The organism is Microbacterium sp. EB106-03-03-XG65 (assembly GCF_058791955.1).
The window spans coordinates 568,193-594,948 of record NZ_JBYTEB010000002.1; the positions used below are offsets into that span (position 1 = coordinate 568,193).

Consider the following 26,756-nt stretch of genomic DNA (forward strand, 5'->3'; position numbering starts at 1 on the left):
AGGTTCAGCAAGACCCGCAAGTAGTTCATCGCCCCAGAAGCGTGCGATCGGCTGCCCCAGCTAGATACGCATCGATATCCCTACCTGTATGCCAGTATACAAGCGCTGCCATGGCCATCGTCAAGAGGCGCGTCACACGAGCCCTGAACGAAATCGAGGGCTACTGTTCCATCGAATCGGCGTGATCCTCATCGGGGGCGAGCCGGAAGTCGGCTGCGGCATGAATCGCCGCCTTCGCGGCGGCGACATCCCCCGCGCGGAGCGCATCGACGAGTGCGACTTGCGCGGCGCCAAGCACGTGCGCATCCACCCAACGGGGTAGAGACAGGCCGCCCAACCGGATCATGTGGACGGTGAGCGCGACGCTCTTCACGAGAAGCGGATTAGTGGATTTCGTGACGAGGACCGCGAACAGATTGTAGTTTGCCTGCGCGGCCCTCCCCGCGTCGCCGCGGCTCGCCGCCTCTCGGAACTCCTCGATGCTCGCCTGCATGAGCTCGAGGTCTGCGGCGTCGATGAGAGCGACCGTCTCGGCGGCCGCGGCCATCATGAGCGCCTCCCACACGACGAGGGCGTGGCGGGTGGTCTGCTCGGAGACCAGCACAACTCGAGAAGTCCGGCCCGCCGAGGCCTCGACCAGCCCGAGCTCTCTGAGGCGCTGGATCGCCTCCCGCGCCGGCGTCCGGGAGACGCCGTACTTCTTGGCGATGTCGTTCTCGCTGACCGGATCACCCGGCGCGATCTCTCCGTCGTAGATCGAGGCGAGCATGTCTTCGAACACCTGGAACGCGGAGCTGTTCGCGAGTTCACCCGACGGAAGTGCCAAGAGAGCTCGCTGCCGTTTGTCCACGATCTCCACGCTAGCGGACACATCCCATTCCGATATATGGGTGGCGTTGCCAGAGACTGGAGACAGCCGCATCCCGATGCGGCAGACGATGCGTCGGTGCATGACGCGCTGCCGAACCACGGTCCGCGTGTGCGGCCCGGGTTCCCGCCTTGTGGGGACTGGGCGCGGTGCAGCTCCGTGCACGACATCGTCTGTGGCCGGCGGGCGTCCCACGCCCGCCGGCCACAGAATTCTTGTTGTCGAAGTCCCACGAGGATGCACCGCCGGCAGGCTTCCGGAGGCCGATGAAATGCACCTGTGGATTATTGGCATCGCGACCGAGTTCGTGATGTAGTGAGCGTCCGAGCACATCATGGGGGGGCTCGGATCTGGGAATGCAACTGGGGGCAATCCATGATCACCAACAACTCGATGACGAGTATTCGAGAGAGCAAGCAACTACTGGCAGAGGAGGTCTTCCAGCACATCGGCGCGCAGATCGTCGACGGCGCGCTCGAACCGGGGCACCGTATCCGCGACGTCGACGTGGCCGAAGAGCTGCATGTGTCTCGCACGCCGGTGCGTGAAGCGCTGCAGCGGCTCGAGCGTCTGGGCCTCGTCACGATGTACCCGAGCAGATACACCGAGGTCACCACCGTCACACCCGAGGTGGTCGAGCAGACTCTGGAGTTCGCCGGTTACCAGGCGGGTGTCGCCGCGCGCATGGGCATCGGCCGTATGACGCAGGGCGAGCGCGAAGAGCTGGCCGATCTCGTCGACCGCATGTGCGGCGCGATCGACGAACCCGAGGAGCTGTCCGAGGCACGCTGGGCGGTCTTCTCATTCCTCAGCGACCGCAGCCGCAACATCCAGCATCAGGTGCTCATCAACGACGCGAGCATGGCTCTGTTCCGCAATCTGCGATCGTGGACTCTTCCCGAGGGCGATGAAGAGCGGATGCTGATGGTCTACCGGGACTTCCGCGACGCCGTTCTGCGAGGCGATGCCGACGAGTCCGAACGCCTTGCCCGCGCCATGTACTACGTGTGACGGCGTCACCCGGCTGCTGACCAGCCTCTGACCCACCGGTCGAGGCGACGATACGCTTCCTCTCTCGCCTCATGGCGGGAGAGGAAGACGTCGTGAAGGGCACCATCGATCCGCTCGACCGTCACGGATGGTCCGAGCTTCAGCGCGGCTCGCGCGATGTCGTCGACGACGAGCACGGAATCCGCACGGGTGAGATCCTCCGACCACCGCGTAGGGGTCGCGGACCGGGCCGAGAGCAGCACGCACACCGGCGCATCGATCGCGAGTCCCGCCGCCACCGCCGCGTGGCCGGTGAGGATGGCATGGAACCACCCCGCGTGCACGGCCATCGTCTGGGCTGGACGCCAGGCGAGGTTGATGTCGACCGGATCGTCGGGATCGGTCACCTCCTGCTGAGCTCGGGTGTAGAAACCGAGATCGACCTGAGGGGCCACCTCGCGCGGTGCCCATCGCGCCTGCAGCTCCGCGACCGGCGCGATCAGGGGCCGGGCTGACGCGACCTGGAACTCCAGCCACGGACTGTTCAAGACCAGCGCATCCGCTGTATCCGGGTGTCTCGACGCCCACAGACTCAGCGTGAGTCCTCCGGTGGAGTGACCGAGCAGCACCAGACGGCGCGAGGATGCGGCCCCCTCGGCGCCTCTGCCCATGGCGTCGAGCGCCGCGCCGATGTCGTCGTCGTATGCGCGGAGGTCGGTGATGTAGCCGGGGGTCTGACCGTCGCGCAGACTGCGCCCGTACTTGCGCAGATCCAGCGCGAAGAACCGAGCGCCCCGCGCCGTCCAGAATCGCGCCAGGCGCTTCTGGAAGAAGTAGTCCGACCACCCGTGCACGTAGAGCACGTCGACGTCGTCGAGCGGGCGCCGACGTGCGCGCACGCGATCCCACCAGTTCTGGTCACCGGGAAGCGCTCGCACGAGGGTCGCGACGACCGGACCCTCGTCGTCTTCGCCGAGCTCGAGCGTGAGCTGCTCGAATTCGTCGCCGAGAACGTCGGGTCTCCAGTCAGCCATGCGGCCAGGCTAGCCCACGGGCTGTGGACTACTGCGGAGCGGGCTGACCCACGGCGAGGTTGCGCACCACAGACTCGGCCGAGGGCGTGGGGTCCGGCGCGCCGGATCCGTCATCGTAGGTGACGAGCCGCATCCAGTCCCCTCCGACTCGCACGTCGAGGAAGCTCTCCCCGTGCTCGCCGGTGCTCGTCTTCGCCGCATCCGCGCCCTCAACGGTCGCCGGAGTACCACCCTGCTGCTCGAAGGCCCATGCGCCGCCCGGAAGAGCGGTCAACAGAACGTAGGTGGGCCCCTCGTACTCCCCCGCCGAAGTCCGATACATGCAGATCCGGGAGCCGTTGGCGACGTGATAGATCTCGGCCGGAATGCCCCATCCGCCGAAGTCCGAGTAGAGCATCGCATCCGACACCCCGAACTGCTCGTTCACCTGCTGCTCGGTGAGGAACCTCTCGCAGGGCGCTCCGATGATGTCGCTGTCGATGCGCTCGACATCTCGCACGCTCGCTGCCGCGTCAGCGGCGAGTCGACGCATCGCCTCGTCGACTCGTGCGGTCTCGTCCGCACCGATCCCCGGCTCGAACACCGTGGCTGCGAGCAGCACATCGCCGTCCGGGAACTCGAACGTGCAGATGCCGTCGGCGCACGACGCCTGCTCGCCCCAGTACCCCTGCCGCTCGGTCGCGCCCTCGATCACGGCCTGCGCATCGGGGACGATCGTGACCTCCCACCTGCGGTTGGCCTCCTCACCGGCGGTGCATGCGATCCCACCCACCTGCTGGTACATGTGCTGCGCGGGTCCCGGGATCCAGCTCATCGTGGACACCACCGACAGCACCGGTTCGACCGGAGTCTCCGGCTCGCCGAACAGCGCCGACATCTCTGCGGCGACATCATCGCAGGTCACGTCGAATGCCGGCTCCGGCGTCGCGATCGGCTCGGGTGTCGCAGACGGCTCGGGACTGGCGGATGCCGGCACGGACGTCGTCGGGGTCGGCGCGGGCGTAGGCGCGGCGGAGCATCCTGAGACGAGCAGCAGAGCGATGGTGCCGAAAACGACCAGAGAACGCAGGCGCATGGGCCCAGCCTAGAGACGTGTGCCATCCGACAGGCGGAGGGCACACGTCGAGCCTGCGGCGGTCACTCTCCGCGAGACACGCGCACCATCTCTTCGCGGGGGACGACCTTGACCCGGGCACGCTCGTGCGGAGCACCGAGGGCGATCTCGTGCTCGTCGAGACGGTGCCAGCCGTCGAGGTCGGTCCAGCGCACACCGCGCTCGCGCAGGAGTGCGGGGACAGCCTCTTCGGACGGGTCTTCCGGGTGCCACCACGAACCCTGATCGTTGATGATGTGACGGACGGTCTCCATCGCATCCGACTTGGTGTGCCCGATGAGCCCCACGGGGCCGCGCTTGATCCAGCCCGTCGCGTAGATGCCCGTCGCCTGCTGGTTCGAGTCCTTGGCGAGCACCTGTCCCTCGCGGTTGGGGATGACGCCGTGCTTCTTGTCGAAGGGAACGCCGGGAAGCGGGGATCCGAAGTAGCCGATCGCGCGGTACAGCGCCTGCAGCGGCACCTCGCGCATCTCTCCCGTGCCCACGGCTCCGCCCTGCCCGTCGGGCTCCGTGCGCTCGTAGACGAGAGCGGCGACGCGGCCCTGCTCGTCCTTGCGGACCTCGACCGGGCGCGCCCAGAAGTGCAGGTGAAGGCGACGCGAGGCGGTGCCTCCGGCGTTGTTGACGGAGTCGCGCTTGCGCCACGACTGCAGGATGCGATCGATGACCATGACCTGCTTGTTGCTCGCGACGGCATCCTTCGAGGCCTCGTCGTAGTCGAAGTCTTCGTCGTAGACCACCATGTCGACGTCGCGCAGCTCGCCGAGCTCACGCAGCTCGAGCGGCGTGAACTTCACCTGCGCGGGACCTCGACGCCCGAAGACGTGCACATCGGTGACCGCGCTGGCCTTGAGCCCCTCGTAGACGTTCTCGGGGACCTCGGTGACGAGCAGGTCTTCGGCATGCTTCGCCAGCATGCGCGCGACGTCGAGCGCGACGTTGCCGTTGCCGAGCACACCGACCGACGCGGCATCCAGCGGCCACTCGCGCGGCACATCGGGGTGACCGTCGAACCAGCTCACGTAGTCGGCGGCGCCGTACGAGGCGACGGCGTCGATGCCCGGGATGTCGAGGGTCGTGTCGCGGATCGCTCCGGTGGCGAAGATCACCGCGTTGTAGTGCTTTTTGAGATCGTCGAGCGTGATGTCCTCACCGAAGCGCACGTTGCCGAAGAGGCGGATGTCGCCCCGGTCGAGCACATCGCGCAGCGCGTTGATGATGCCCTTGATGCGCGGGTGGTCGGGCGCGACGCCGTAGCGCACCAGGCCGTACGGCGCCGGGAGCTGCTCGAAGAGGTCGATCGAGACGTCGAACTTGCGCTCGGCCTTGAGCAGGATGTCGGCGGCGTAGATGCCTGCCGGGCCCGCTCCGACGATGGCCAGTCTGAGCTTGGTCATAGGGGGTCCTTTCGTGGGCCGTCACATCACATGCACGCGGCGACTGCCGCGACGCGATCAGCTGGAGCGTTCGACGAGGGTCTCGGCGAAGCGCGTGAGCGCCTCGCGCACGGTGCCGCGCGGGAGCGGGGCGAGCGCGTCGATCGCATCCTGAGTCCAGGAATGCGCGAGCGCGAGAGTCTTCTGGGTGCCGGCGTGGTCGCGCAGCTCGGTGAGCGGCCCGTCGAGGATCGACGCATCCTCACCCGCGGCGATCCGGGCGACGCCGTCATCGATGCGGGATGCGAGGTCGATCGACCCGGCATCCGTCTCGGCCTTCAACAGCAGGTACGGCATGGTCGGAACGCCGGCGCGCAGGTCGGTGCCGGGAACCTTGCCGGTGTCCTCCGGCTTGGCCGAGAGGTCGATCACATCGTCGAGCAGCTGGAATGCGACGCCGATCTTCTCGCCGTAGACGCGCAGCGGCTCTTCGTACTCCGAGGGTGCGTTCGAGAAGATCACGCCGCCCTGCGTCGCCGCCGCGATCAGCGAACCGGTCTTGTCGGCGAGCACCTGGATGTAGAACTCGATCGGGTCGTCGTCGGGCTGGGCGCCGATGGTCTCGTGCATCTGCCCGAGGACCAGACGCTCGAACGTGTCGGCCTGCAGACGGATCGCACGCTCGCCCAGTCGCGACATCAGCTGGCTCGCGCGAGAGAACAGGATGTCCCCGGTGAGGATGGCGATGTTGTTGCCCCACACCGTCTGGGCGGCCGGAACACCGCGACGGCGATCGGCGCCATCCATGACGTCGTCGTGATAAAGCGAGCCGAGGTGCGTGATCTCGAGCGCTTTGGCCACATCGATCACCTGCTCGGTGTTGCCGTCGCCGAGCTGGGCTGCGAGCAGAGTGAGCACCGGGCGGATGCGCTTGCCGCCCGCCTCGTAGAGGTACCGGCTGGCGGCGTCGGCCAGCGGATCGGCGACGCGCACGTCATCGGCGAGCCCGGTCTCGACCTTCTCGAGGCCGTCTTCGATCGCCTGAGCGACACGTCGGCCCGCGGTGCCGATGAAGACACGGTCGCTGAAACCGAGACGGCTCGCCAGTCGCGAACCCGGGGCTACGCGGCTCGAAGTCACGCTCTCACCCTACCGTCGTCAGGCGTGCGGGTTCGCGCCGAACTCACGCGGACGCACTCACGTCGGGCTTGCGCGCACGGTGAAGCGCGACGATGCCGAACGACAGGTTGCGGTACGCGACGTCGGTCCACCCTGCTTCGCGGATCCACGAGGCGAGCTTCTTCTGATCAGGCCACTCTCGGATCGACTCGTTCAGGTAGTCGTAGGCCTCGCCGTTGGTGCCGGCGACGCGCGCGACGCGTGGCAGGACCTGCGAGTTGTAGAAGCGGTATCCGGCACGGAACAGTCCGCTCGGCGGAGTGGAGAACTCGTTGATCACCAGGCGACCGCCGGGCTTCGTGACGCGCAGGAGCTCGCGCAGCGCCTTCTTCGGGTCGTTGACGTTGCGCAGCGCGTACGACATCGTGACCGCGTCGAACTCCTCGTCGGAGAAGGGCAGATCGGTCGCATCCGCCTGCACGAACGAGAGATTGCGGAGGCTGCCGTGTCGGCGCTCACCCTCGGCGAGCATGCCCGGCGAGAAGTCGGCTGCGACGACCTGTGCGCCACTGCGAGCAAGCGAGGCCGACGACGACGCGGTGCCGGCACCGAGGTCGAGGATCTTCTCCCCCGGCTTCGGAGCCACGGCGCGGGTCGTGGCCGCGCGCCAGAGAGCGTCGTTGCCGACGGTCATCGCCGTGTTCGTGCGGTCGTACCCGGCCGCGACCTGGTCGAACATGCCGCTGACGCGGGCGGGGTCCTTGCCGAGATCGGCGCGGTTTGCTTCGTTCGAGGTCACGCGTCCAGTCTAGGCGCGAGCCCTGGGCGCCAGCCGCAGAGCCTCGAGACGATCGAGCCAGATGTCGGCGGTGGCGTCGTCGAACGGCGCGGACTGCGCGCGGACCCGGTGCTCGAGGTCGAGAGCAAGGTCTTCGAGCCTGGTCATCACCTCGGCCGGGTACCCGTATTGCGCGCTGTGCTCGGCCCACTCGTCGCGGTCATCGACCCAGGTGCCGCGCTCGCCGACGACCCGAACCACGTCGAGGTCCATGTCGATGCCGACCGCGAGCAGTGGATCATCGGACCACCCGATGTCCCACCCGAGGTCGATGTAGATGCGCATGCCCCGCGGGTGATCTCGGTTGACCGTCAGCGCGTAGTCCGTCTGGCGGGGGACGAGAGTGACATTCGGCGTCGCCGCCACGAACGCCGCGCCGGGACGAGCGCTGTGCCATCCGGTCGGCTGCCCGACCCAGTCGCCCCACTCGTCGGAGCCGAGGTAGACGCACTCGTGACGCCAGTGCGGCGAGCCGTCCCATTTGCGCCACTGGAAGACCATCTCGGTGCCGGGGGCGGGGCGTGCGTCGCTCATGCCCCCAGCGTATGCGGCGGACGGTGGGTGGGGCGGGTGGGTGGGGCGGGTGGCTGGCGGGAGGCGGGCGGGGGCGGCGGTGTGCGTGCGTGGGGGCGGCGGTTTGCGTGCGTGCGTGCGGGCGTGGATGCGGTGAGACGGAGCATTCGGGACGAAACCCACGTCACCGCAGTGGGTCTCGCGACGGATGGTGGGTCTCACCCGCAACTCGCCGCCGGATAGAGGGTCTCGTGACGGAGGGAGGGTCTCGCGACGGATGGAGGGTCTCGCCCCGAATCTCAGCGCTGGCCGTAGGTTTCGCGACGGTCGTGCACGTGGCGGACGGTGAGACGGAGCATTCGGGACGAAACCCACGTCACCGCAGTGGGTCTCGCGACGGATGGGGGGTCTCACCCGCAACTCGCCGCCGGATGGTGGGTCTCGCTGCGGATGGTGGGTCTCGCGACGGACGGAGAGACTCGCCGCGGATGAAGGGGCTCGCCGCGGAGGGGCTCAGGGCTCGGCCGGCACGGACAGCGTCGCTCGAAGCCCGTCGAGGGCGGGGGAACTAGGCTGGTGGAGTGAGCAACAGGCTGGTCGTGGAGACCCGTGAGATCGATCCGGTCGAGGATCTCCTGGCCTACGCCGACCCGGCTGATCCCCTCGCCTGGCTGCGCCGAGGAGACGGGATCGTCGCTGTCGACGGCGGCATCGTGGCGAGCATCCGGGTGCCCGCGGGCACCGGTCAGCTGCGCTCTGCGGCGATCGCCAGCGCCTGGCGGGACCTGGCACGGGATGCCGAGATCACCGACCCGCTGTCGCTGCCGGGCACGGGTCTCGTGGCCTTCGGAACGCTGACGTTCGACGAGGACTCCGCGGCCGACAGCGTGCTGATCGTTCCGTCACTGGTCATCGGCAGGCATCGCGGTCGCACGTGGCTCACCAGCATCCGCTCGTCTTCCGCTTCGGGCCAGGCGGATGCCGCGACGCAGACGTACGGTCCGCACTGGGCGGGCACGGTCGGCCCCGGCGAGCAGAGCCCGCAGGGGTATCAGGATTCCGTGCGGCAGGCACTCGACCGCATCGCCGCCGGCGAGCTGAGCAAGGTCGTGCTGGCCCGCGATCTCAGCGGCAGCATCCCGGCGCGCTCCGACCTCCGCCGCCTCGTGCGCGCTCTGTCGACCGGCTACCCCGACACCTGGGCTTTCGCGGTCGACGGACTCATCGGCGCGAGCCCCGAGACCCTCGTCACCGTGCAGGAGCACACCGTCACCGCACGCGTGCTGGCGGGGACCATCGGGCGAGGGGCCGACGCGGATGCCGACACCGCGGCATCCGCTCATCTGGCGTCGAGCACCAAAGACCTAGACGAGCACCAGTACGCCGTGCAGAGCGTGCTGGCCTCGCTGCGACCGCATACACGCGCTCTCGCCGCGAGCGAGCAGCCGTTCCTGCTGAAGCTGCCGAATCTCTTCCACCTCGCGACCGACGTCGAAGGGGAGCTGGCAGACGGCGGGTCGTCGCTCGACCTCGTTGGAGCACTGCATCCGACGGCTGCCGTCGCGGGCACCCCGACGCCCGCGGCGATCGCGGCGATCCGTGAGCTCGAGCCTTTCGATCGCGGGCGCTATGCCGGTCCCGTCGGCTGGGTCGACCACGCGGGCAACGGCGAGTGGGCGATCGCGCTGCGCTGCGCACAGTTCTCTGTCGCCTCGAGCGCCGATGCCGAGGCCGACATCGCCGTCACCGCCTATGCGGGTGCCGGGATCGTGGCGGGCTCGGATCCGGAGTCCGAGCTGCTCGAGACCCGGGTGAAGTTCCGCCCGCTGGTCGACGCGCTCGCCTGACCCCGGTCTCGACGAACGCCGAGGGCGACGGCCACGGCGGGGTGCCAGCGCTCAGCACCGGGTGGCACCTCTTGACGGAATGGCGCGACAACAGCGACAACAGGTGCCAGCTGAAGGGGCGATCGCGGCGCGGTCAGCTCGCGGCGAGGCGTTTCTTCTCGGCCTCGATGTCGAAGTCGGCGGCCGGCCACTGCGGGTCGATCCGCTGCAGCGCATCGAGGAGCAGCTCCTGCACGGCGAGGCGTGCGAACCACTTGTGGTCGGCCGGGATCACATGCCAGGGAGCCACCGGGGTCGAGGTGCGCTCGAACACGGTCTGATACGCCGCCATGTAGTCGTCCCACAACAGCCGCTCGTCGACGTCGCCCGGGTTGTACTTCCAGTGCTTGTCGGGTCGTTCGAGCCGCTCCATCAGCCGGGACTTCTGCTCGTCGCGCGAGATGTGCAGCATGACCTTGACGATGCGCGTTCCGGATGCCGCGACCTCTGCCTCGAACCGATTGATGGCGTCGTATCGGCGTTCGATCTCGTCTGCCGGGGCCAGCGACCGCACCCGGCCGATCAGCACGTCTTCGTAGTGCGAGCGGTCGAAGACGCCGATGAAGCCGGGCTCCGGAAGGCGCCTGCTGACGCGCCACAGGAAGTCGTGCGCGAGCTCCTCCTCGGTCGGGGCCTTGAACGCCGTGAGCGCGACACCCTGCGGGTCGACGCCGCCGACCACGTGGCGCACGATGCCGCCTTTGCCGGCCGAGTCCATCGCCTGCAGGATCAGCAGCACGGAGTCCTTCGCGACCCCCACCCGACTCTCGGCGAAGAGCCGCTCCTGCAGCTGATTGAGCTCATCGAGGCCCACCGCGAGGTCGCGCTTGCCATCGGCCTTCCCGCCGCTGTACCCGGGGGTGCTCTGCGGATCGACGTCGGAGAGGCGGAATCCCTCGCCGACCTGGAGGGTCCCTGCCCACTCATGCGCTGTCATGCGTTCATCCTGCCACTGCGCTTCCGCAGACGTGGCGAAGATTCTCAGCGCGACAAGGGAACCTCGATCAGCTGACGTCCGCCGGCCGGCGTGGTGAGTGCCTGGTCGAGGGCGGTGCGGGTGGTGATGCGCTGATACTCCCACCCGTACGCGAGGGCCAGCTGCTCGAGTCGCACGCCGTGCGGCGTGTAGAAGGCGCGGTCGAGATCGGCGCGGTCTGCGGAGGCGCCCACCTCGAGGCCGTCGAAGATCGTTCCGCCGCCGTCGTTGCCGACGATCACCTGGATGCGCGGCTCCTGCTCGTCGGGCGGGAGCAGCAGCGCTCCGACATCGTGGAGGAAGGTGAGGTCGCCCAGCAGCACGCGCGTGACTCCGGGCGCTCCCCCGGCCTGGCTCGCGAGGGCGATGCCCGTGGCGGTCGCGATCGTGCCGTCGATCCCGGCGAGGCCGCGGTTGGCGTGCACCGGCACCTTCTTGCCGCCGAGCACAGCATCGGCCACCCGCACCAGACGCGACGACCCGAACACGAGCCGGTCGTGGGGCCAGGTCGCCCGCCAGACGGCGTCGGCCAGCAGCTCACGGTCGAGCGGACGCCGCACGGCCTCGAGCTCGGCCTTCACGGCGTCGCGACGGGCGCTGAAGTCGGTCGATGCGAGTCCGTGGGGATCCGGAGCCCGCTCGCTGAGGTCGACGGCCTGTGCGGCGGATGCCGTGAGCCAGGCGCCGAGCCACTCTCGATCGGCCGGGCCGGGCGCGACCGAGACGGATGCTGCGGACGTGGTGCGTCCGTTGAGGTTCAGCTCTTCGCCCCCGCGCCGCACCGCGATCACCTCGACATCGGCGCGCGACAGCAGTCGCGTGACCTCGCGGCTGAGCGTCGGGTGGCCGAGCACCACGGCTCGCTCGATGCGTCCGCCGAGGTCGGCGTCGCCGAGCAGGGCGCGGTAGCCGTGCACGATCTGGCGCCCGAACCGCGCTCCGCTGACGATCTCGGCGATCAGCGGCCACGAGCCCGCGTGGGCGATCTCTTCGGCATCCGCCCCGGCATCGGCTCCCGCGATGACGACCGTGCGGCGTGCGCGATCGAGCAGGAGCGGCTCGGAGACGGCGCGCGGCGGTGCGTCGCCCGGGGTGATGTCGAGAGCGGGGATGGCGCCCGAGAGCGGCTCGCGCGACGGCAGGTTGAGGTGCACAGGCCCCGCGATGCCGGCGAGCCCGTGCTGCGCGTCTGCCCCCATCGCGATCGAGACGGCCTGGGCCGCGAGACCCGACCAGTCGCCGTCACCGGGAACAGGAGCGTCGATCTGCGCGCGCGCCCAGGGAGCGAACATGCCGGGCTGGATGGTCGCCTGATTCGCCCCGATGCCCCGGAGCTCGGGCGGGCGGTCGGCCGTCAGCAGCAGCAGCGGGACGCCCGAATGGAAGGCCTCCAGGGCCGCAGGCAGCAGGTTCGCGGCGGCCGTGCCCGAAGTGCAGAGCACGGCGGCGGGAACGCCGGCCTCACGCGAGAGTCCGAGCGCAGTGAATCCCGCGACACGCTCATCGATGCGCACGTGCACGCGCAGATGTCCCTGGTTCGCGGCATGCACCGCGGCGAGCGCGAGTGCCTGCGAACGGGATCCCGGCGAGAGCACCAGGTCGCGCACACCGTGGCCGATCAGGTCGGCGATCAGGGATGCCGCAGCATCCGTCGCGGGCGATGCCGTCACGGACGCGCGTCCGGCGCTGTGCCGTCGGTCGCCGTGCCTTCGTCGGTCTCGTCCTCGAGGCGGGCGAGCTCCTCTTCGAGGCGACGGATGCGGGCGTCCTGCTCGCTCTTGCTGATGGTGCGCAGGAACCGCGGGTCGTCGTCGGGACCCATGATGCGGATCGCGCCACCGTTGTCTCCCGCCCGGCGGCGTCCGATGACGAACCAGAGGATTCCGCCGATGACGGGGATGAAGACGACGATCGCGACCCAGGCGGCCTTCGGCACACCCCGGTGACGGGTCGACGGCTGCACGGCGCAGTCGACGATGCTGTACACCCAGAAGATGGCTGCCAGGAATCCGCCTACGATCAACAGTCTCGCCACCCCTCCAGTGTAGGCGGGTCTGTGCGACCGCGGCCTGTGGGGGCGCTCAGGGCAGGCGCCGATGCCCGATTGTTAGACTGCGCTGACCATGCCTGACCTGTCGATGCGAGTGCGACACCAGGGCGTCGAGCGGAGGCTGATCCTCCGGGTCGCTCTCGCGCTCGGCCTCGCCCTGCTGCTCGTCATCGGCGCGTGGTCGACATCGCACGGCAAGGCGGACGCGCACACCGCGCTGTGCCTCGCACCGGGGTCGAGCCTCGCATCGGTCACCGGTCATCACGACATGACGAGCGTGGTCGAGACCGCTCCCTCGCACGACGCCGGGATGATCATGGCCGCGGCGCTGTGCTGCATCCTCCTTGTGCTGCTGTCACTGCGCGGGCTCACGGGGGCGCATCGGATGCTCCAGATCGCGCCGAGGCGTTCCTCGGCTGCGACTCGCGCCGGCCCGCGTCTGCACGTTGCCCCGCTCACCCTCGCTCAGCTCTCGGTCTCCCGCACCTGAATCAGGCACGCCGCTCGTCGGCGACCCGAGCCGCGCTCGTCGGCGACCCTCGCCGCGCTCTGCGCGCGGCTCGAAGAACCTGCCTGATCCGAACCGTTGGAGAAACCCATGAAGACCTCTGTCTCGGCGACCCTGATCGCCATCGCCGTCGCTGCCGTGCTCGCCGCCGCAGCCATCGTCTACGCCCTCGCGCAGCGCCCCGCAGAGCCCACGACCCCCGAGGGCGAGAAGATGCAGACCGTGCGCACCGACTCGCACGTCCTCGACGACGGAGGGCCCGACGCCGTCACCGTCGTCGAGTTCCTCGACTTCGAATGCGAGGCATGCGGAGCGTTCTATCCGATCGTCGAAGACCTGCGGGAGAAGTACTCGGGCGAGATCACCTACGTGGTGCGGTATTTCCCCCTCCCCGGGCACATCAACTCGACGCAGGCCGCTCTCGCCGCCGAAGCCGCGGCGCAGCAGGACCGCTTCGAGGACATGTATCACCGCCTCTTCGAGACGCAGGCCCAGTGGGGCGAGAAGTCGGAGGAGACGCCCGAGGTGTTCCGGGGTCTCGCGGCCGAGCTCGGGCTCGACATGGCCGCATATGATGCGGCCATCGCCGACCCGGCGACGCTCGAGCGCGTGCGAGCCGACAGCAGCGACGGCGAGCGGCTCGGAGTGCGCAGCACGCCCAGCTTCTTCATCGACGGCGAGCCCGTGGTGCTGCAGGCGTGGGGCGACCTCGACGCGGCGCTGGAGAAGGCCGTGGGCGAATAGTCGGCAGCTTCCGTCGTCAGAGGAGTCCCCGGGCCACGAGCGCCTCCTGGTAGGCGTCGGCCTTGGCGCTGATCACCCGACGGCAGTCGATCAGCGTCTCGATCTGCGCATCGAGGGAGCGCTCGTGCGCGCGCAGCAGCGCGAGACGCTCGGCCTCGTTGCCGCTGCCCGCGCGCACCAGCGCGGCGTACTCGCGAAGAACGGCGATGGGCGCGCCCGACTCGCGCAGTCGTGCCAGCAGAGCGAGCCACGCGAGCGAGTCGTGCGCGTAGACGCGCCGACCGCCGGGGGTGCGCGGCACGTCGCGCGGGAACAGCCCCTCGGCCTCGTACCAGCGCAGCGTGTGCACGCTCACGCCCGCCAGTCGCGCGAGCTCACCGATGCTGAACGTGCGCGTCGTGTCGATCACATCCTCCACGGGACTCCTCCTTGACTTCGAGTGCACTCTAGATCGTACGGTCGGAGCATGACAGATGCATTCCCCCCTCTCGACATGCTCGCCCGCCAGCAGCCCCTCGCCTCGGAGTTCGGCTACCGCTCGACCGCGGCCGAGGTGATCGCCGGGGTCGATCTCTCGGGCAAGACCGCGATCGTCTCGGGCGGATACTCGGGGCTCGGACTCGAGACGGTGCGTGCGCTCGCGGATGCCGGAGTGCGCGTGATCGTGCCCGCGCGGCGTCTCGACGCCGCCGAGAAGGCGCTGGCGGGTATCGACGCGGTCGAGGTGCGCAGCGCCGACCTGGGCGACCTGGAGTCGGTGGCCGCCTTCACCGAGACCGTGCGTCGCGACGGCCGCCCGATCGATCTCGTGCTCGATGTCGCCGGCATCATGGCCACCCCGTTCGGTCACACGGCGCAGGGCTTCGAGTCGCAGTTCGGCACCAACCACCTGGGTCACTTCGCCCTGGTCCAAGGGGTGGCCGAGCTGCTGCCGGAGGGCGCGCGAGTGATCTCGTATTCCTCGGGAGGGCACTTCCGCTCCCCCGTGCGCTTCGACGACATCGACTTCGAGACCACGCCCTACGACCCGTGGGTCGCCTACGGACAGTCGAAGACCGCGAACGCGCTGTTCGCCGTGGGGCTGGCCCGTCGTGGCGCCGCGCGCGGCATCCTCGCCTTCTCGGTGCACCCGGGCGGGATCATGACCGATCTGCAGCGGCACGTGCCGCGCGAGGAGCTGATCTCCCGTGGCTGGATCGACGAGGACGGAACCCCCAACCCGCGCTTCAAGACGCCCGCGGAAGGAGCGTCGACGGGACTCTGGGCCGCGACGGCGCCCGAACTGGCCGACCGCAGCGGCGCCTACTGCGAGGACTGCTCGATCAAGGGCGTCGTTCCGGCCGACCACACCGACATGACCACGGGCGGCGTGAAGGAATGGGCGATCGATCCCGAGGCGGCCGAACGACTGTGGGCGCTGTCGGTCACGGCCACGGGAGTCGACGGCTTCGCCTGAACGGCTGCCGGCGGCGAGCGCCGGTCTTCGCCGTCGGTCAGTCGGCTGACTGCAGCGAGTCGGCGGCGAGACGGAGGATGCGGTCGTCACCGGGTGAGGGGCTACCGCGTCCGTCCGTGTTGTTCGTGAGCACCCACAGGGCGCCATCCGGTGCGACCACGACGTCGCGCAGGCGTCCGAGTTCGCCCTCGAACCGCTCGGTGCCGGAGGTCAGGTCATCGAGCGGGACGACGCGCAGTCGCTCGCCGCGGAGGGTGGCGATCACGATGTCGGAGCCCGTCACCGCGATGCCGCTCGGGCTCGCGGCATCCGGCCGCCACTGCTGCACGGGGTCGATGAAGGCGTCGTCGCCGGAGATGCCCTCGACCTCGGGCCAGCCGTAATCGCCGCCGGCCTCGATCACATTGAGCTCGTCCCAGGTGTCCTGCCCGAACTCGGTCGCGTACATCGTGCCCTCGGCATCCCAGCCGATGCCCTGTGGATTGCGGTGTCCGTAGCTGTAGACGGGTGATCGGTCGAAGGGATTGTCCGCCGGCACCTCGCCCTCGGGGGTGACGCGCAGGATCTTGCCCGACAGTGCGTCGAGGTCTCGAGCGCTGTCTCGGTCGCCCGCGTCGCCGGTCGTGACGTAGAGCATCCCATCGGGGCCGAACGCGATGCGCCCGCCGTTGTGGTTGCCCGCCGCGGGGATGCCGTCGAGCACGGTGGCGGCATCCCCGAGCGACAGCGCCCCGGCGTCTCCGACGATCACCCGCCGCTCGACGCGGTTCTCCCCCTCCGCCGTGAAGTAGGTGAACAGCTGGCCGTCGTGCACCGCGAGCCCGAGCAGCCCGCCCTCGCCGCCCGGCGAGACCCCGCCGATCACTCCGACCTCGCGCACCCGTCCGTCGTCGGCGACCTCGAGCACCCGCGCGCTGTCGCGCTCGCTCACCAGGGCCACCTCGTCATGGAAGGCGATCGACCACGGGGCGTCGAGGTCGGAGGCGACCGACTCGGCATCCGCAACCGGCTCCGACCCGGGCGGGGCGGTGCAGGCCGCGAGCAGGACGACGGATGCCGCAGCCAGCGCGAGAGATGCGCGTCGACGTGTCGCGGTCGTACGGAGAGATTGAAGCGCGCGCATGACTCCATCAAACGCCGAATCGACCCCGAGCGACAGCGCGCGACTGTCGCAACTGTCGAGGAGCCCATACCGGAGAGCCCGCGGCAGGAGCACAATACCGATATGAACGAGGGCTCTTCTCTGGAGCAGCCCATGCCCGCGGAGGGGCCGGCAGGGCCGAACGACGACGCCGCGGCGCCCCCGCCGCCCCGCACGGAGTCGGATGCGGTGCTCGGCCGGCGTGCGCAACTCCTCGCGACCGAGCACTGGGGACTCCTCGCGGCCCGCAGCACGGCGCAGAGCGAGGTGCTCTCCCGCATCACCATCTTCCTGACCCTCGTCTCCGCGGGGCTCGTGACGATCGGACTGCTCGGGCAGGCCTCGGACTTCGGCGGGTGGTTCGGCGGTGCATCACTCGCGATCCTCGCGTTCCTCGCCGTCATCGGCTTCATGACCCAGGTGCGCGTGATGAACGTGTCCGAGGAGGACATGATGTACGTCGTCGCGATGAACCGCATCCGCGGCGCGTACGTCGATCTGGATCCGGCGGTCGCCGACATCTTCCTCGCCTCACCCCACGATGACGAACCCGGCATGAAGCGCACCTACTCGTTCCTCAGGCCGCGGCGACTGAGCATCCTGCTGGGAAGCTCGGTGATGCTGCTGATCGTCGTGAACGCGTGCGTCGCGGGGATGCTGGTCGGATCCGTCGTCGTCGCGGCCGGCGTCGCGTTCGCGTGGGCGATCGTGCTCGGGGTGCTCGCAGGGGTGCTGTTCGCCGCAGGCTTCATGACGTTCGGAGGCGTCGGCTATCGCTGGGCCTGGAATCATCACGAGCCTCGACGTTCCACTCCGGAAGGCGACGGTCGCTCGCTACGCTGAGCGCATGACCGAGGCGCGAACCCCCACATCGCATCCCGTCGCCGCCGTGTCGCGGCGCATCCCGGCCACGCTCACGATGATCGCCGTCATCCTCACGGTCGGCGTGATCTGGCAGGGCCTGTGGAGCCCGTTCGAGAAGACCGATCTGTTCGGCACGGTCGCGTACGGTCTGCCCAACCTCGCGCAGGGCATGTGGTGGACGCCGCTCACGGGCACGTTCTTCGTCAACGCACCCTGGGTCTACGTCTTCACGATCTCGGGATTCTGGGGAATGGCGTACCTCGAATACCGCCGCGGCACCCGGGTCGCGCTCGCCTACTACTGGGTCGGACAGCTCTTCGCGATCCTCGCCACCGCGCTCGTGCTCTTCTTCGCCTCGCAACTGCCGTGGGCCTGGGCGCAGGAGCAGGCCCAGGCGCTCGATGTCGGGGCCTCGGGCGGCACCATGGCGTGCATCGCCGCCGCGATCGGCCTGTTCCGCCCGCCCTGGCGCGTGCGCGGCTGGCTCGTGCTGCTCGGCTTCGTGTTCATCGCGATGCTGTTCTGGGGAAAGGTCGCGGATCTCGAGCACCTGCTGGCCGTGCTCCTGATCCTCGTCGTCGACCGCTCCCTGCGTGTGCAGCGGACCACCGTGCGAGAGCAACGCCTGATCGCCGTGGTCTCGCTGCTCGTGCTCGGCGCGGTCGAGATCATCACGACACTCGTCGCCACCGACGGCCCGTTCGGCCCGACGGAGTCCGCGTCGGGAGGATTCATCGATCTCGCGATCGACCTCGTCGTCATCGTCGTGCTCGTGAACGGGCTGCTGCGCGGCCGGCGCTGGGCGTGGGTGCTCGTGATACTGCTCGGCCTCTTCAACATCCTGATCGCGTCCCTGGTGCTCGTCCTCATCACGGTGTTCTCGCAGGCCCAGGTCGACCTGCGCTGGGACGGCGAGACAGAGCTCACGCTCGCCAACGGATTCCTCTGGCTGATCCTGCTGGTCTACCTGATCGCCGTGCGCCGGGCTTTCCGAGCGAAACGCCGATCTCTCCTCGGCATCCAGCCGGCCCCGACGGTCGACGAGGTCAAGACCGAGCTGCGCGCGCACGGCGGCGGCACGCTGTCGTGGATGACGACCTGGGAGGGCAACAGCTACGCGCGCAGTGACGCGGGGATCGTCGCGTACCAGCGACGCGCAGGCGTGGCGCTCGCGCTCGCCGACCCGATCGGGCCCTCGGCCTCACGGGCAGATGCCGTCTCCGAGTTCATCCGTGGCGCGGAACTGGCCGGCCTCGTCCCGTGCTTCTTCAGCGCAGACGACGCCACCCGAGAGGCCGTGCCCGCCGGCTGGCGCAGCCTGGTCGTCGCCGACGACACCATCGTCGATCTGCCGGGTCTGGAGTTCACGGGCAAGCGCTGGAACTCGGTGCGCAGCTCGCTCAACCGCGCGGGCCGCGAGGAGATGACGTTCCGGATGACGCGGCTGGCCGACGAGTCGTGGGGCGTGCGGCAGCAGCTGCGCGCGATCTCGGAGGCATGGGTCGGCGACAAGGACCTGCCCGAGATGCGGTTCACGCTCGGCACCCTCGAGGAGGCGGAGGATCGGGAGGTCAGACTCGCCCTCGCGATCGCTCCGAACGGCGATGTCGACGGCTTCCTCTCGTGGCTGCCGGTGTATGGCGAGGGCGGCGTCGTGCGCGGATGGACGCTCGACCTCATGCGGCGCCGCGACGGGGGTTTCGCACCCGTCATGGAGTACCTGATCGGATCGTCCGCGAAGCAGTTCGCCGACGAGGGGGCCGAGATCATGTCGCTGTCGGGCGCTCCGCTCGCGCACGACTACCCGCCGGATGCCGGCATGATCGCGGTTCTCAGCGACCGGCTCGCCGATGCGCTCGAGCCCGTGTACGGCTTCGGATCTCTGCACCGCTTCAAGCAGAAGTTCCACCCGCGGTACGAGACCATGTACCTGCTCTTCCGCGACGAGAGCGACCTTCCGGCGATCGGCACCGCGCTGACCCGGGCGTTCCTCCCCGACGCGACGCTGCGGCAGTTCGCCGGCGCGGGACTCGAGCTGGTACACGGCAGCAAGGATTGAGGTCTCACCTGGCCGGGGTCGTATCCGGTTCAGTCTCTCGGTGGCTTGCGCAGCTTCTTGACGTCGGTACGGCGCTGTTTCGCCTTCAGCCGCCGTTCTTTCGAACCGCGGCTGGGCGTGGTCGCGCGACGCTGAGGGGCCGGCGGGCGCAGTGCGTCGGCGACCAGCGCCACGAGTCGTTCGCGTGCGGCTTCGCGATTGCGCAGCTGTGCGCGGTGCTCGGACGCGGCGATCGTGAGAACCCCGTTCACGAGACGCCCGCTCAGTCGATCGAGGATGCGCTCACGCTGGTGCGGAGTCACGGCCGCGCTGCCCGCGGCATTCCAGAGGAGTTCGACCCGCGAATCCGCGGTGTTCACGCCCTGTCCGCCGGGCCCCGACGACCGTGAGAACCGCCATGTCAGCTCGGCCTCGGGAATCGTGAGACCCGACGAGACCCGGAGCCCGGGGCGATGGGGGGTGGACATGCACCCATCATCCCCCGGGCGCGGGCCCGCGTGTCAGCCGCGGGTGTCGACGGCGGCGACCGGGACGCCGACGGCGGCGGCATCGGCATCGGCATCCGGCGTCGCACCGCCCTGATCGGCATCCAGCTTCGCCGTGTTCGCGATGTGCGCCCGCGCGACGACGATCACGGCGACGACCATCAGCGCGACGCCGAGCCAGTAGGGAGCGGCGTGACTGACGGTGACATACAGCGCACCGGCGATCAGCGGCGCCGCGGTGTTCATCGCGGCGGTGAGCGACTGCGTCGCTCCACCGAGCCAGCCCTGCTCGTCGTCACCGACCGCGTTCGACATGGCACCGTCCAGGGCGGCCGTCGACGCTCCCTGGCCGGCCGCGAGCATCAGCGCACCGACGATGAACACCCATGGCTGGGAGACGATCGAGGCGACCAGCGCGAGGCCCAGAAGGCCGACGGCCTGCGCGACGATGCCGCTGATGATCACGCCGCGCTCGCCGATGCGAGGAAGCAGGATGCCGAGCAGCACGCCCTGGATGAGGATGTCGATGATGCCGACGCAGGCTGTGAGCAGACCGATCTGCGTCGGCCCCCACTGGATCGAGTCCAGGGCGAGCACACTGAAGTTGTTGACGAAGAATCCGAACGGGAGCGCCAGGAGGCCGAATCCGATCATCAGCCCCCGCAGCTCCTTGCGCCCGAATGCTTCCTTGAAGACGCCGAACGGCTGGATCTCGCGCACCGAGATGCGCTCGATGCGGTTCTCGGGCTTGAGGCTCTCGGGGAGCAGGAAGATGCTGAGGATCGCGATCACGAGGGCGACGGCCGCGGTGAGGAACACCGGCAGCTGCAGGCTGACGGCGGCGAGCAGCCCGCCGATCGCGGGACCGATCATCATGCCGATGCCCGAGAGGGCGCCGAGAAGACCGAACCGCTGGGCGCGTTTCTCGGGCGGCGTGATGTCGGCGAGGTAGGCGAAGAGGGCGGGAAGGTCACCGGCAGTGAGGCCCTGGATGACACGCGCGAGCACGAGCACCCAGATCGCTCCCCCGATGCCGAACAGCGCCATCGCGAACGCGGCGCCGAAGGCTGCGGCGATGATCACGGGGCGTCGGCCGAACCTGTCCGAGAGTCGTCCGAGGAACGGTGCGACCAGGAAGGCGCAGAGACCGTTGATCGCTTCGAGGATGCCGACCCAGATCGCCAGGTCGCCTTCGTGCGACACGTACTGCAGCACGACGAAGGGCAGGACAGGGAGCACGACGGTCATGCCGATGACGGTGAGCATCGTCAGCACGATGAGCATGATCCAGGCGCGCTTTTCGCTGCGCACAGGCGGGTTTTTTAGTGAAGTCACTCCGAAACTGTATCAATACCAGTTTTGTTGTCAAGCCAGTTTCGGATCGGGTCCGCGATACGGTGGAGGCATGAGGAACGCTGAGCCGATCGGCCGCCGCGAGCGCAAGAAGGCCGCGACCCGCAAGAACATCTCCGACGTCGCGACGATGATGTTCTTGGAACGCGGGTTCGACAACGTCAGCATCCGTGAGGTGGCCGACGCCGCCGACGTCTCGCCCACCACCGTGTTCGCACACTTCCCGCAGAAGGAGGCGCTGGTCTTCGACGAGGACGACGAGCAGCGCGATCGGCTCGTGTCGGCGGTGCGCGAGCGCGCAGACGGTGCCACGGTGAACCGCGCGATCCACGACTTCTATGCGGCCGAGGTGCACGCCAACCTCGCCGAGCACGGCGCCGAGGTGTCGCAGGTCTTCTCGCGGTTCCTCAACGAGACACCGGCTCTGCGCGAGTACGCCGCGAAGATGTGGCTCCGTCACGAGGATGCGCTGGCGGATGCGATCGCCGACGAGCTCGGCCTCGCCGAGACGCCTCCCGAGGTGCGCGTGTATGCGCGCTTCGTGCTGCAGATGCAGCTGCTCGTCAACGAGAGCGACGATCAGCTCGGCATCCTCGACGCCGGATTCGCGGTGCTCGAGAACGGATGGGCTCCGGTCGAGGCCGAACTCAGCGACCGAGCGGTCTAGGAGCTCCTACGATCTCGAGGACGCCGCTCTCGGGGATCTCGCAGCGCTCGACAACACCCTCTCGCTCGATGAGGAACACCCACCCCGGTTCGCTCCGCAGCGATGCCGCGACCAGCATCCCCTGCTCCCACCGGATGTCGATCTCGCCGCCACCGCGCACCCTCGCGCCCGTGACACGGCCGCTCGGCCAGGCATCGGGCAGCGAGGGAAGAAGGGCGATCCGACCGGCATGCGACTGCACGATCATCTCGAGGATGGCGGCCGTGACGCCGAAGTTGCCATCGATCTGGAACGGCGGATGTGCGCAGAAGAGGTTGCGATAGAGCCCCGCAGCACCCGAAGGTCCCGGATTGTCAGGGTCGGCCACCGGCGCGAGGAAGTCAGCGAGTGCGCGGTGAGCCGCCTCTCCCTGTCGCAGTCGGGCGCGAAGCGCGACGCGCCACGCGAGAGACCACCCCGTGGTGAACCGACCCCGGGCGTCGAGGCTGCGGGCCGAGGCCTCCGCGAGCTCGGGGTGCGCCCAGGGCAGGATGCTCTCCCCCGGCATCGCCCCGTACAGGTGCGACTGATGGCGGTGTCCGGGCTCGGCATCTGCCACGTCATCCCACCATTCCGAGATCGTGCCGTCGGGGAGGACGCGTTCTGCCGGAAGCCCGGGGAGCACGGATGCGATTCGCTCGGTGACCTCGTCCTGGATGCCGAGCACGGCCGCCGCATCGAGACACGCAGCGAAGAGATCGCGGATCATCGCGAGGTCGGCGGTGGTCGACACGGTGAGACCTGTGGTCGTGTCCCCCACGAGGAACTTGTTCTCGGGGGAGGTGGAAGGCGATGTGCCCCACACGCCGGGCGCGATCTCGACGAGCCAGTCCAGAATGAATGCCGCGGCCCCCGACATCAGCGGCCAGCCGCGGTCGCGGAGCTCATCCGTGTCCTGCCCGAACTGCCACCGTTCCCAGATGTGACGCGCCAGCCATGCTCCCCCCAGCGGCCACATGGACCAGACCGGATCGAACGCGCCGTCGCCCACCGGGACCGAGAACCCCCAGACATCGGAGTTGTGATGCACGGTCCACCCGCGCATCCCGTACAGCTGGCGCGCCGTGCGAGACCCGCTCTCGGCCAGATCCTCGAGCCAGTCGAGCAGCGGCGTGTGGCATTCCGCCAGGTTCACCGCCTCGGTCGGCCAGTAGTTCATCTCGAGGTTGATGTTGGTCGTGTAGTTGCACCGCCACGGCGGCAGCGGATTCTCGTTCCAGATGCCCTGAAGGTTCATCGGCCGACTCCCCGGGCGCGATGCGGCGATCGTGAGGTACCGCCCGTAGGCGAAGACCAGCGCGGCGAGCCTGCGGTCGTCGCCCGTCTCGGCGGTGCGGTCGAGGAGATCCGCGACGTCGATGCGGGATTCGGCGTCACCGAGATCGAGCGACATCCGATCGAACAGCGCCCGATGGTCATCGACGTGCCGATCGTGCAGTGCATCGACGCCCCGTGCGACCGCCGCCTCGATGACGGCGCCGGTCACCCGCTCGAGAACGTCGGGATCGCCGTGCAGCGGTGTGCGCCCGTCGACGAAATCAGTCGCGGTCGACGCCAGGATCAGCACCCTCGACGCATCGCGGAACGCCAGGTCTCCCGCGGATCGCCCGTCGTGGAGGATGCGCACTCGCGCATGAGCCGTGACGGACGCCCCCGGGCCGAGGTCTCGCACGAGATCCTCCGACTTCGGCACCCCTCGGCGCATATCCGATGGCAGACGCACGGCGAGCGACAGCTCGTCGACCGACACCCTGCGTGAGATCTCGCTGTGCACCGTGTCCACGCCGATGTGTCCCGACAGACCGCCGCTCTCGCAGCGACGATCGATCACCAGCACGCCGTCGGGTGCGCTCACCCAGGCGCGCTGCACGATGCGGCGTCCATCGACCTTCCAGCTGGTCTCGGCGACTGCCTCAGCGATGTCGAGACTCCGCCGGTAGTGCGCGGGCTCGACGCCACCGGACGCGTCGCCGGTCGGGTCGGCCACACCCTCATCGGATGCCCACAGGATGTCGATCAACGGCTGATACGCCTGACTCCACCCGGACTGCAGCAACTGCTCGGCGACCGTCGCAGACTCGTGATCGTCATCGGCGAGAGCGCTTCGAACCCGAGCCAGCACCTCTGGCCCGTCCTGTCGATCGCCCATCGTGCCGTGCGCCGTGGTCGGCGACCCCGTCCAGCAGGTGTCGTCGTTGATCTGGAAGCGATCGACGGTCGTTCCCCCGAACGCCATGGCGCCGAGACGCCCGTTGCCGAGCGGCAGGGCTTCGGTCCACCGGGTCGCGGGGGTGCGGTAAGTCAGCTTCATTGCGTCTCCTCAGGGTGGGTGTCGGTGATCGGGGCGCCTCCGACGCGCGGTCTCGATCAGGCGAGCGCCGTGCGGAGAGCGTCGTCGAATGCCTCCGGCTGGTCGAGCATCACGAAGTGCCCGGCATCCGGGATCACGACCTGACGGGCCAGCGTCGATTCGAACTCCGGGGCTGTCGCATAGGTGCGCAGCGGACTCCGCACGAGCGTCGTCGGGACCGAGGACCCCGCGATCAGCCCCGGCAGTCCTCCGCCGAGACCGCCGGAGATGTGCCGGGCGCTGCGGACGATCGCGAGGGGATCGGCGAGACGGACATCGGCTCTGCGCCATGGGACCTCGGACGCGAGCAGTTCGTCCCATCCGCCGCCGACGACCTGCTCATCGGTCCAGGCCCCCAGATCCCCGGGCAACACGGGGTGCACATCGATTCCGGGCTCGACGAGCACACTGCGCGACACGAGCTCGGGATACCTCGCGGCGAGCACGATCGCGGCCGAACCGCCGATGCTGTGCGAGACGACATCGAGCGGGCGATCGGACACCGCCTCGATCACTCGCGCCACGGACCCCGCGAGGTCGGGGAGTGAATAGGCGAACGACTCGGGGCGGTCGCTGCGCCCGTGACCGGGGAGATCCATGATGATCGCGCGCCGACCCAACCGCACCGCGCTCGCGGCCCAGGTCGCGGCGCCATGGCAGCCGAGCCCGTGCACATAGACGACGGGGTCGCCGTGCCCGGGAATCTCGATCCAGCGGATGAGATCCCCCGCAGGGGTGAACGCGACGGTGCGAGGTTCCACGACTCTCCTTCGTGCGGTGTGAACGCGACGGGATGAGCGTATCAGGAAACCGGTTACTGACTCCCGGCAAGAATTCTGGGAAAACGCTTTCGCATCCGACGACGCATGACGTAGCATGTCTCGAAGCCGCCGGGAAACCGGTTACTATGACAGGACCGCAGCGCGGTCCCCCACTCACAGATGAGGTAGGTCAATGACGACACACAGCAACCGCCGAGTCCTCGGCACGGTCGCGATCGCCGCGGTCGCCGGACTCGCCCTGAGCGGATGCTCGGGGTCGACCGGCAGCGCCGACGGAGACATCACGCTCACGGTCATGGCCTGGGCCAACGCCGACGAGGCGAAGATGTACGAGGAGGTGCTGGACGTCTTCGAGGAGAAGAACCCCGGCGTCACCGTGAAGTTCGAGTACTCCGATGTCGGCGGGTACCAGGACAAGCTCAACACCAAGTTCGCCGCGGGCAGCCCGCCCGACGTGATGTTCCTCGTCGGGCAGCAGATGGGCGAGTACACCGCGCGCAACGCTCTTCTGGATCTCTCCCAATACTCCGAGCAGTTCGACTTCGACGCGATCGATCAGTCCATGCTCGAGGCGAACACCACGGCCGATGGAGAGGTGTTCTCGATCCCCACGGGGTCGACCGCCATCGGTCTCGCGGCCAACGTCGCGCGGCTCGACGAGCTGGGGATCGAGATCCCCGATGACACCTCCTGGACCTGGGAGGAGTTCGATGCCTGGGCGCAGTCGGTGACCGAGGCATCCGGGGGCACGACCTTCGGCTCCAACATCGAGATGTCGTGGGGGCCGACCTTCTCGACCTGGGTCCGCCAGAACGGCGAAGACGTCTACACCGACGACGGCGAGCTCGGCGTCAGCGAGGCGACCGTCGAGAAGTGGTTCGAGATGAACACGGAGTTCCTCGACACCAAGGCCTTCCCTCCGGCGGGCACCATCGACATGACCGGCGCGTTCTCCCCCGAGGAGTCGCCTCTGAGCACGGGCCTCATCTCCACCACCGTCATCCCTGCGAACGGGCTGCCCTCGTACGCCACGGTTCTGGGTGACGAGTCCGTCGCACTCCTGCGCCTCCCTGGCGAGACCGAGGGAGAGCGGCCCGGGATGGCCGTGACCCCGACCCTGCTGTGGGCGGCGCCAGCCAACACCAAGCACCCCGAGAAGACGGCCGAGCTGATCGACTTCCTCACCAACGACGCCGACTCGTATGAGGCGCGCGGGACGTTCCTGGGTGTGCCCATCAACGAGACGGTGGCCCGCGAGGTCGCCGAGGACCTCACCCCGTCGCAGAGCGCGTTCGTGACCTATGTCGCCGACCTCGTCACCGAGGGCCTCGACCCGCAGACGCCGGAGCCTCCGGGAGCGCAGCCGGTCAACGAGCTGCTCGGATCCATCACGACCGAGGTCACCTTCGGCCGCACCGAACCCGCTGACGCCGCGAAGCGGTTCATCAGCGAAGCCACCGCTCTTCTCGCTCAGGCGGGCTGACGCAGACCCGACGTGGGCCGGATGCCGAGCATCCGGCCCACGTCACCAGAAGGAAAGGAGA

The 26,756-nt window shown here is 68.9% G+C and carries 25 protein-coding genes; 9 read left to right on the top strand and 16 right to left on the bottom strand.

Annotated elements, in window-relative coordinates:
- Positions 1-160 precede the first annotated feature (160 nt).
- Positions 161-826, bottom strand: a complete 666-nt coding sequence (locus tag AC3WS6_RS16085) for a GntR family transcriptional regulator (RefSeq protein ID WP_492502004.1) — start codon at positions 824-826, stop codon at positions 161-163.
- A 417-nt stretch (positions 827-1,243) separates the two neighbouring features.
- Between AC3WS6_RS16085 and AC3WS6_RS16090 the strand changes: the two genes are divergently transcribed.
- Positions 1,244-1,879, top strand: coding sequence for a GntR family transcriptional regulator (locus AC3WS6_RS16090; RefSeq protein WP_492502005.1), 636 nt, complete (start codon positions 1,244-1,246; stop codon positions 1,877-1,879).
- A 5-nt stretch (positions 1,880-1,884) separates the two neighbouring features.
- On the opposite strand, the gene AC3WS6_RS16095 is transcribed toward AC3WS6_RS16090, so the two are convergent.
- The 6 genes from AC3WS6_RS16095 to AC3WS6_RS16120 all read right to left on the bottom strand — a co-directional run bounded on the left by AC3WS6_RS16095 (position 1,885) and on the right by AC3WS6_RS16120 (position 7,873).
- The gene (locus tag AC3WS6_RS16095; RefSeq protein WP_492502006.1) at positions 1,885-2,892 is read right to left on the bottom strand and encodes an alpha/beta hydrolase; all 1,008 of its coding nucleotides are present in this window, start codon (positions 2,890-2,892) and stop codon (positions 1,885-1,887) included.
- Between the two features lie 28 nt (positions 2,893-2,920).
- Positions 2,921-3,967 (bottom strand): hypothetical protein, encoded by a 1,047-nt coding sequence (locus AC3WS6_RS16100; RefSeq protein ID WP_492502007.1) that lies wholly within the window; start codon positions 3,965-3,967, stop codon positions 2,921-2,923.
- Between the two features lie 62 nt (positions 3,968-4,029).
- Complete coding sequence (locus AC3WS6_RS16105; RefSeq protein ID WP_492502008.1) at positions 4,030-5,403, bottom strand: FAD-dependent oxidoreductase; 1,374 nt, start codon at positions 5,401-5,403, stop codon at positions 4,030-4,032.
- A 57-nt stretch (positions 5,404-5,460) separates the two neighbouring features.
- Entirely contained in the window at positions 5,461-6,522 is a 1,062-nt protein-coding gene (locus tag AC3WS6_RS16110) for a polyprenyl synthetase family protein (RefSeq protein ID WP_492502009.1), read from the bottom strand.
- Positions 6,523-6,565: 43 nt separating this feature from the next.
- A complete protein-coding gene (locus tag AC3WS6_RS16115; protein WP_492502010.1) occupies positions 6,566-7,300 on the bottom strand; it encodes a class I SAM-dependent methyltransferase in 735 nt (244 codons plus the stop codon).
- Between the two features lie 9 nt (positions 7,301-7,309).
- Positions 7,310-7,873 (bottom strand): DUF402 domain-containing protein, encoded by a 564-nt coding sequence (locus AC3WS6_RS16120; protein ID WP_492502011.1) that lies wholly within the window; start codon positions 7,871-7,873, stop codon positions 7,310-7,312.
- A 560-nt stretch (positions 7,874-8,433) separates the two neighbouring features.
- Between AC3WS6_RS16120 and AC3WS6_RS16125 the strand changes: the two genes are divergently transcribed.
- A complete protein-coding gene (locus AC3WS6_RS16125) occupies positions 8,434-9,699 on the top strand; it encodes an isochorismate synthase (protein ID WP_492502012.1) in 1,266 nt (421 codons plus the stop codon).
- A 133-nt stretch (positions 9,700-9,832) separates the two neighbouring features.
- Here the strand turns inward: AC3WS6_RS16125 and AC3WS6_RS16130 are convergent, their stop codons facing one another.
- The 3 genes from AC3WS6_RS16130 to AC3WS6_RS16140 are packed head-to-tail and all read right to left on the bottom strand — an operon-like array spanning position 9,833 to position 12,749.
- Positions 9,833-10,675, bottom strand: coding sequence for a polyphosphate kinase 2 family protein (locus AC3WS6_RS16130; protein ID WP_492502013.1), 843 nt, complete (start codon positions 10,673-10,675; stop codon positions 9,833-9,835).
- Between the two features lie 44 nt (positions 10,676-10,719).
- Positions 10,720-12,384: a 2-succinyl-5-enolpyruvyl-6-hydroxy-3-cyclohexene-1-carboxylic-acid synthase gene (gene menD, locus AC3WS6_RS16135; protein WP_492502014.1), complete on the bottom strand. Its 1,665-nt coding sequence runs from the start codon at positions 12,382-12,384 to the stop codon at positions 10,720-10,722.
- Positions 12,381-12,749, bottom strand: a complete 369-nt coding sequence (locus AC3WS6_RS16140) for a PLD nuclease N-terminal domain-containing protein (protein ID WP_492502015.1) — start codon at positions 12,747-12,749, stop codon at positions 12,381-12,383. Before AC3WS6_RS16140 ends, menD begins: the two co-directional genes overlap by 4 nt.
- An 88-nt stretch (positions 12,750-12,837) precedes the next feature.
- On the opposite strand from AC3WS6_RS16140, the gene AC3WS6_RS16145 reads away from it, so the two are divergent.
- Positions 12,838-13,254, top strand: a complete 417-nt coding sequence (locus AC3WS6_RS16145) for a hypothetical protein (RefSeq protein ID WP_492502016.1) — start codon at positions 12,838-12,840, stop codon at positions 13,252-13,254.
- A 108-nt stretch (positions 13,255-13,362) separates the two neighbouring features.
- A complete protein-coding gene (locus tag AC3WS6_RS16150; RefSeq protein WP_492502017.1) occupies positions 13,363-14,016 on the top strand; it encodes a DsbA family protein in 654 nt (217 codons plus the stop codon).
- Positions 14,017-14,032: 16 nt separating this feature from the next.
- Here the strand turns inward: AC3WS6_RS16150 and AC3WS6_RS16155 are convergent, their stop codons facing one another.
- Positions 14,033-14,434: a MerR family transcriptional regulator gene (locus tag AC3WS6_RS16155; protein ID WP_492502018.1), complete on the bottom strand. Its 402-nt coding sequence runs from the start codon at positions 14,432-14,434 to the stop codon at positions 14,033-14,035.
- A 48-nt stretch (positions 14,435-14,482) separates the two neighbouring features.
- Between AC3WS6_RS16155 and AC3WS6_RS16160 the strand changes: the two genes are divergently transcribed.
- Positions 14,483-15,472, top strand: a complete 990-nt coding sequence (locus AC3WS6_RS16160) for an oxidoreductase (protein ID WP_492502019.1) — start codon at positions 14,483-14,485, stop codon at positions 15,470-15,472.
- Between the two features lie 37 nt (positions 15,473-15,509).
- Here AC3WS6_RS16160 and AC3WS6_RS16165 read toward each other — a convergent pair whose 3' ends face one another.
- Positions 15,510-16,595, bottom strand: coding sequence for a PQQ-dependent sugar dehydrogenase (locus AC3WS6_RS16165; RefSeq protein ID WP_492502020.1), 1,086 nt, complete (start codon positions 16,593-16,595; stop codon positions 15,510-15,512).
- 102 nt (positions 16,596-16,697) lie between these two features.
- Here AC3WS6_RS16165 and AC3WS6_RS16170 point away from each other — a divergent pair, with 102 nt between their 5' ends.
- Together AC3WS6_RS16170 and AC3WS6_RS16175 are read left to right on the top strand one after the other, a co-directional pair.
- Complete coding sequence (locus AC3WS6_RS16170) at positions 16,698-17,456, top strand: hypothetical protein (protein ID WP_492502021.1); 759 nt, start codon at positions 16,698-16,700, stop codon at positions 17,454-17,456.
- A 4-nt stretch (positions 17,457-17,460) separates the two neighbouring features.
- Positions 17,461-19,536, top strand: a complete 2,076-nt coding sequence (locus AC3WS6_RS16175; protein ID WP_492502022.1) for a bifunctional lysylphosphatidylglycerol flippase/synthetase MprF — start codon at positions 17,461-17,463, stop codon at positions 19,534-19,536.
- A 29-nt stretch (positions 19,537-19,565) separates the two neighbouring features.
- Here the strand turns inward: AC3WS6_RS16175 and arfB are convergent, their stop codons facing one another.
- Both arfB and AC3WS6_RS16185 read right to left on the bottom strand, forming a co-directional pair.
- Positions 19,566-20,003: an alternative ribosome rescue aminoacyl-tRNA hydrolase ArfB gene (gene arfB, locus AC3WS6_RS16180; RefSeq protein ID WP_492502023.1), complete on the bottom strand. Its 438-nt coding sequence runs from the start codon at positions 20,001-20,003 to the stop codon at positions 19,566-19,568.
- 33 nt (positions 20,004-20,036) lie between these two features.
- The gene (locus AC3WS6_RS16185; RefSeq protein ID WP_492502024.1) at positions 20,037-21,356 is read right to left on the bottom strand and encodes an MFS transporter; all 1,320 of its coding nucleotides are present in this window, start codon (positions 21,354-21,356) and stop codon (positions 20,037-20,039) included.
- Between the two features lie 70 nt (positions 21,357-21,426).
- Between AC3WS6_RS16185 and AC3WS6_RS16190 the strand changes: the two genes are divergently transcribed.
- Positions 21,427-22,041, top strand: coding sequence for a TetR/AcrR family transcriptional regulator (locus AC3WS6_RS16190; RefSeq protein WP_492502025.1), 615 nt, complete (start codon positions 21,427-21,429; stop codon positions 22,039-22,041).
- Here the strand turns inward: AC3WS6_RS16190 and AC3WS6_RS16195 are convergent.
- Complete coding sequence (locus tag AC3WS6_RS16195; RefSeq protein ID WP_492502026.1) at positions 22,022-24,391, bottom strand: glycoside hydrolase family 95 protein; 2,370 nt, start codon at positions 24,389-24,391, stop codon at positions 22,022-22,024. The genes AC3WS6_RS16190 and AC3WS6_RS16195 overlap by 20 nt on opposite strands.
- A gap of 56 nt (positions 24,392-24,447) precedes the next feature.
- On the bottom strand, positions 24,448-25,191 hold the full coding sequence (locus AC3WS6_RS16200; protein WP_492502027.1) for an alpha/beta fold hydrolase: 744 nt from the start codon (positions 25,189-25,191) through the stop codon (positions 24,448-24,450).
- Positions 25,192-25,384: 193 nt separating this feature from the next.
- Between AC3WS6_RS16200 and AC3WS6_RS16205 the strand changes: the two genes are divergently transcribed.
- The gene (locus tag AC3WS6_RS16205; RefSeq protein WP_492502028.1) at positions 25,385-26,695 is read left to right on the top strand and encodes an ABC transporter substrate-binding protein; all 1,311 of its coding nucleotides are present in this window, start codon (positions 25,385-25,387) and stop codon (positions 26,693-26,695) included.
- The last annotated feature ends 61 nt before the right edge of the window (positions 26,696-26,756 follow it).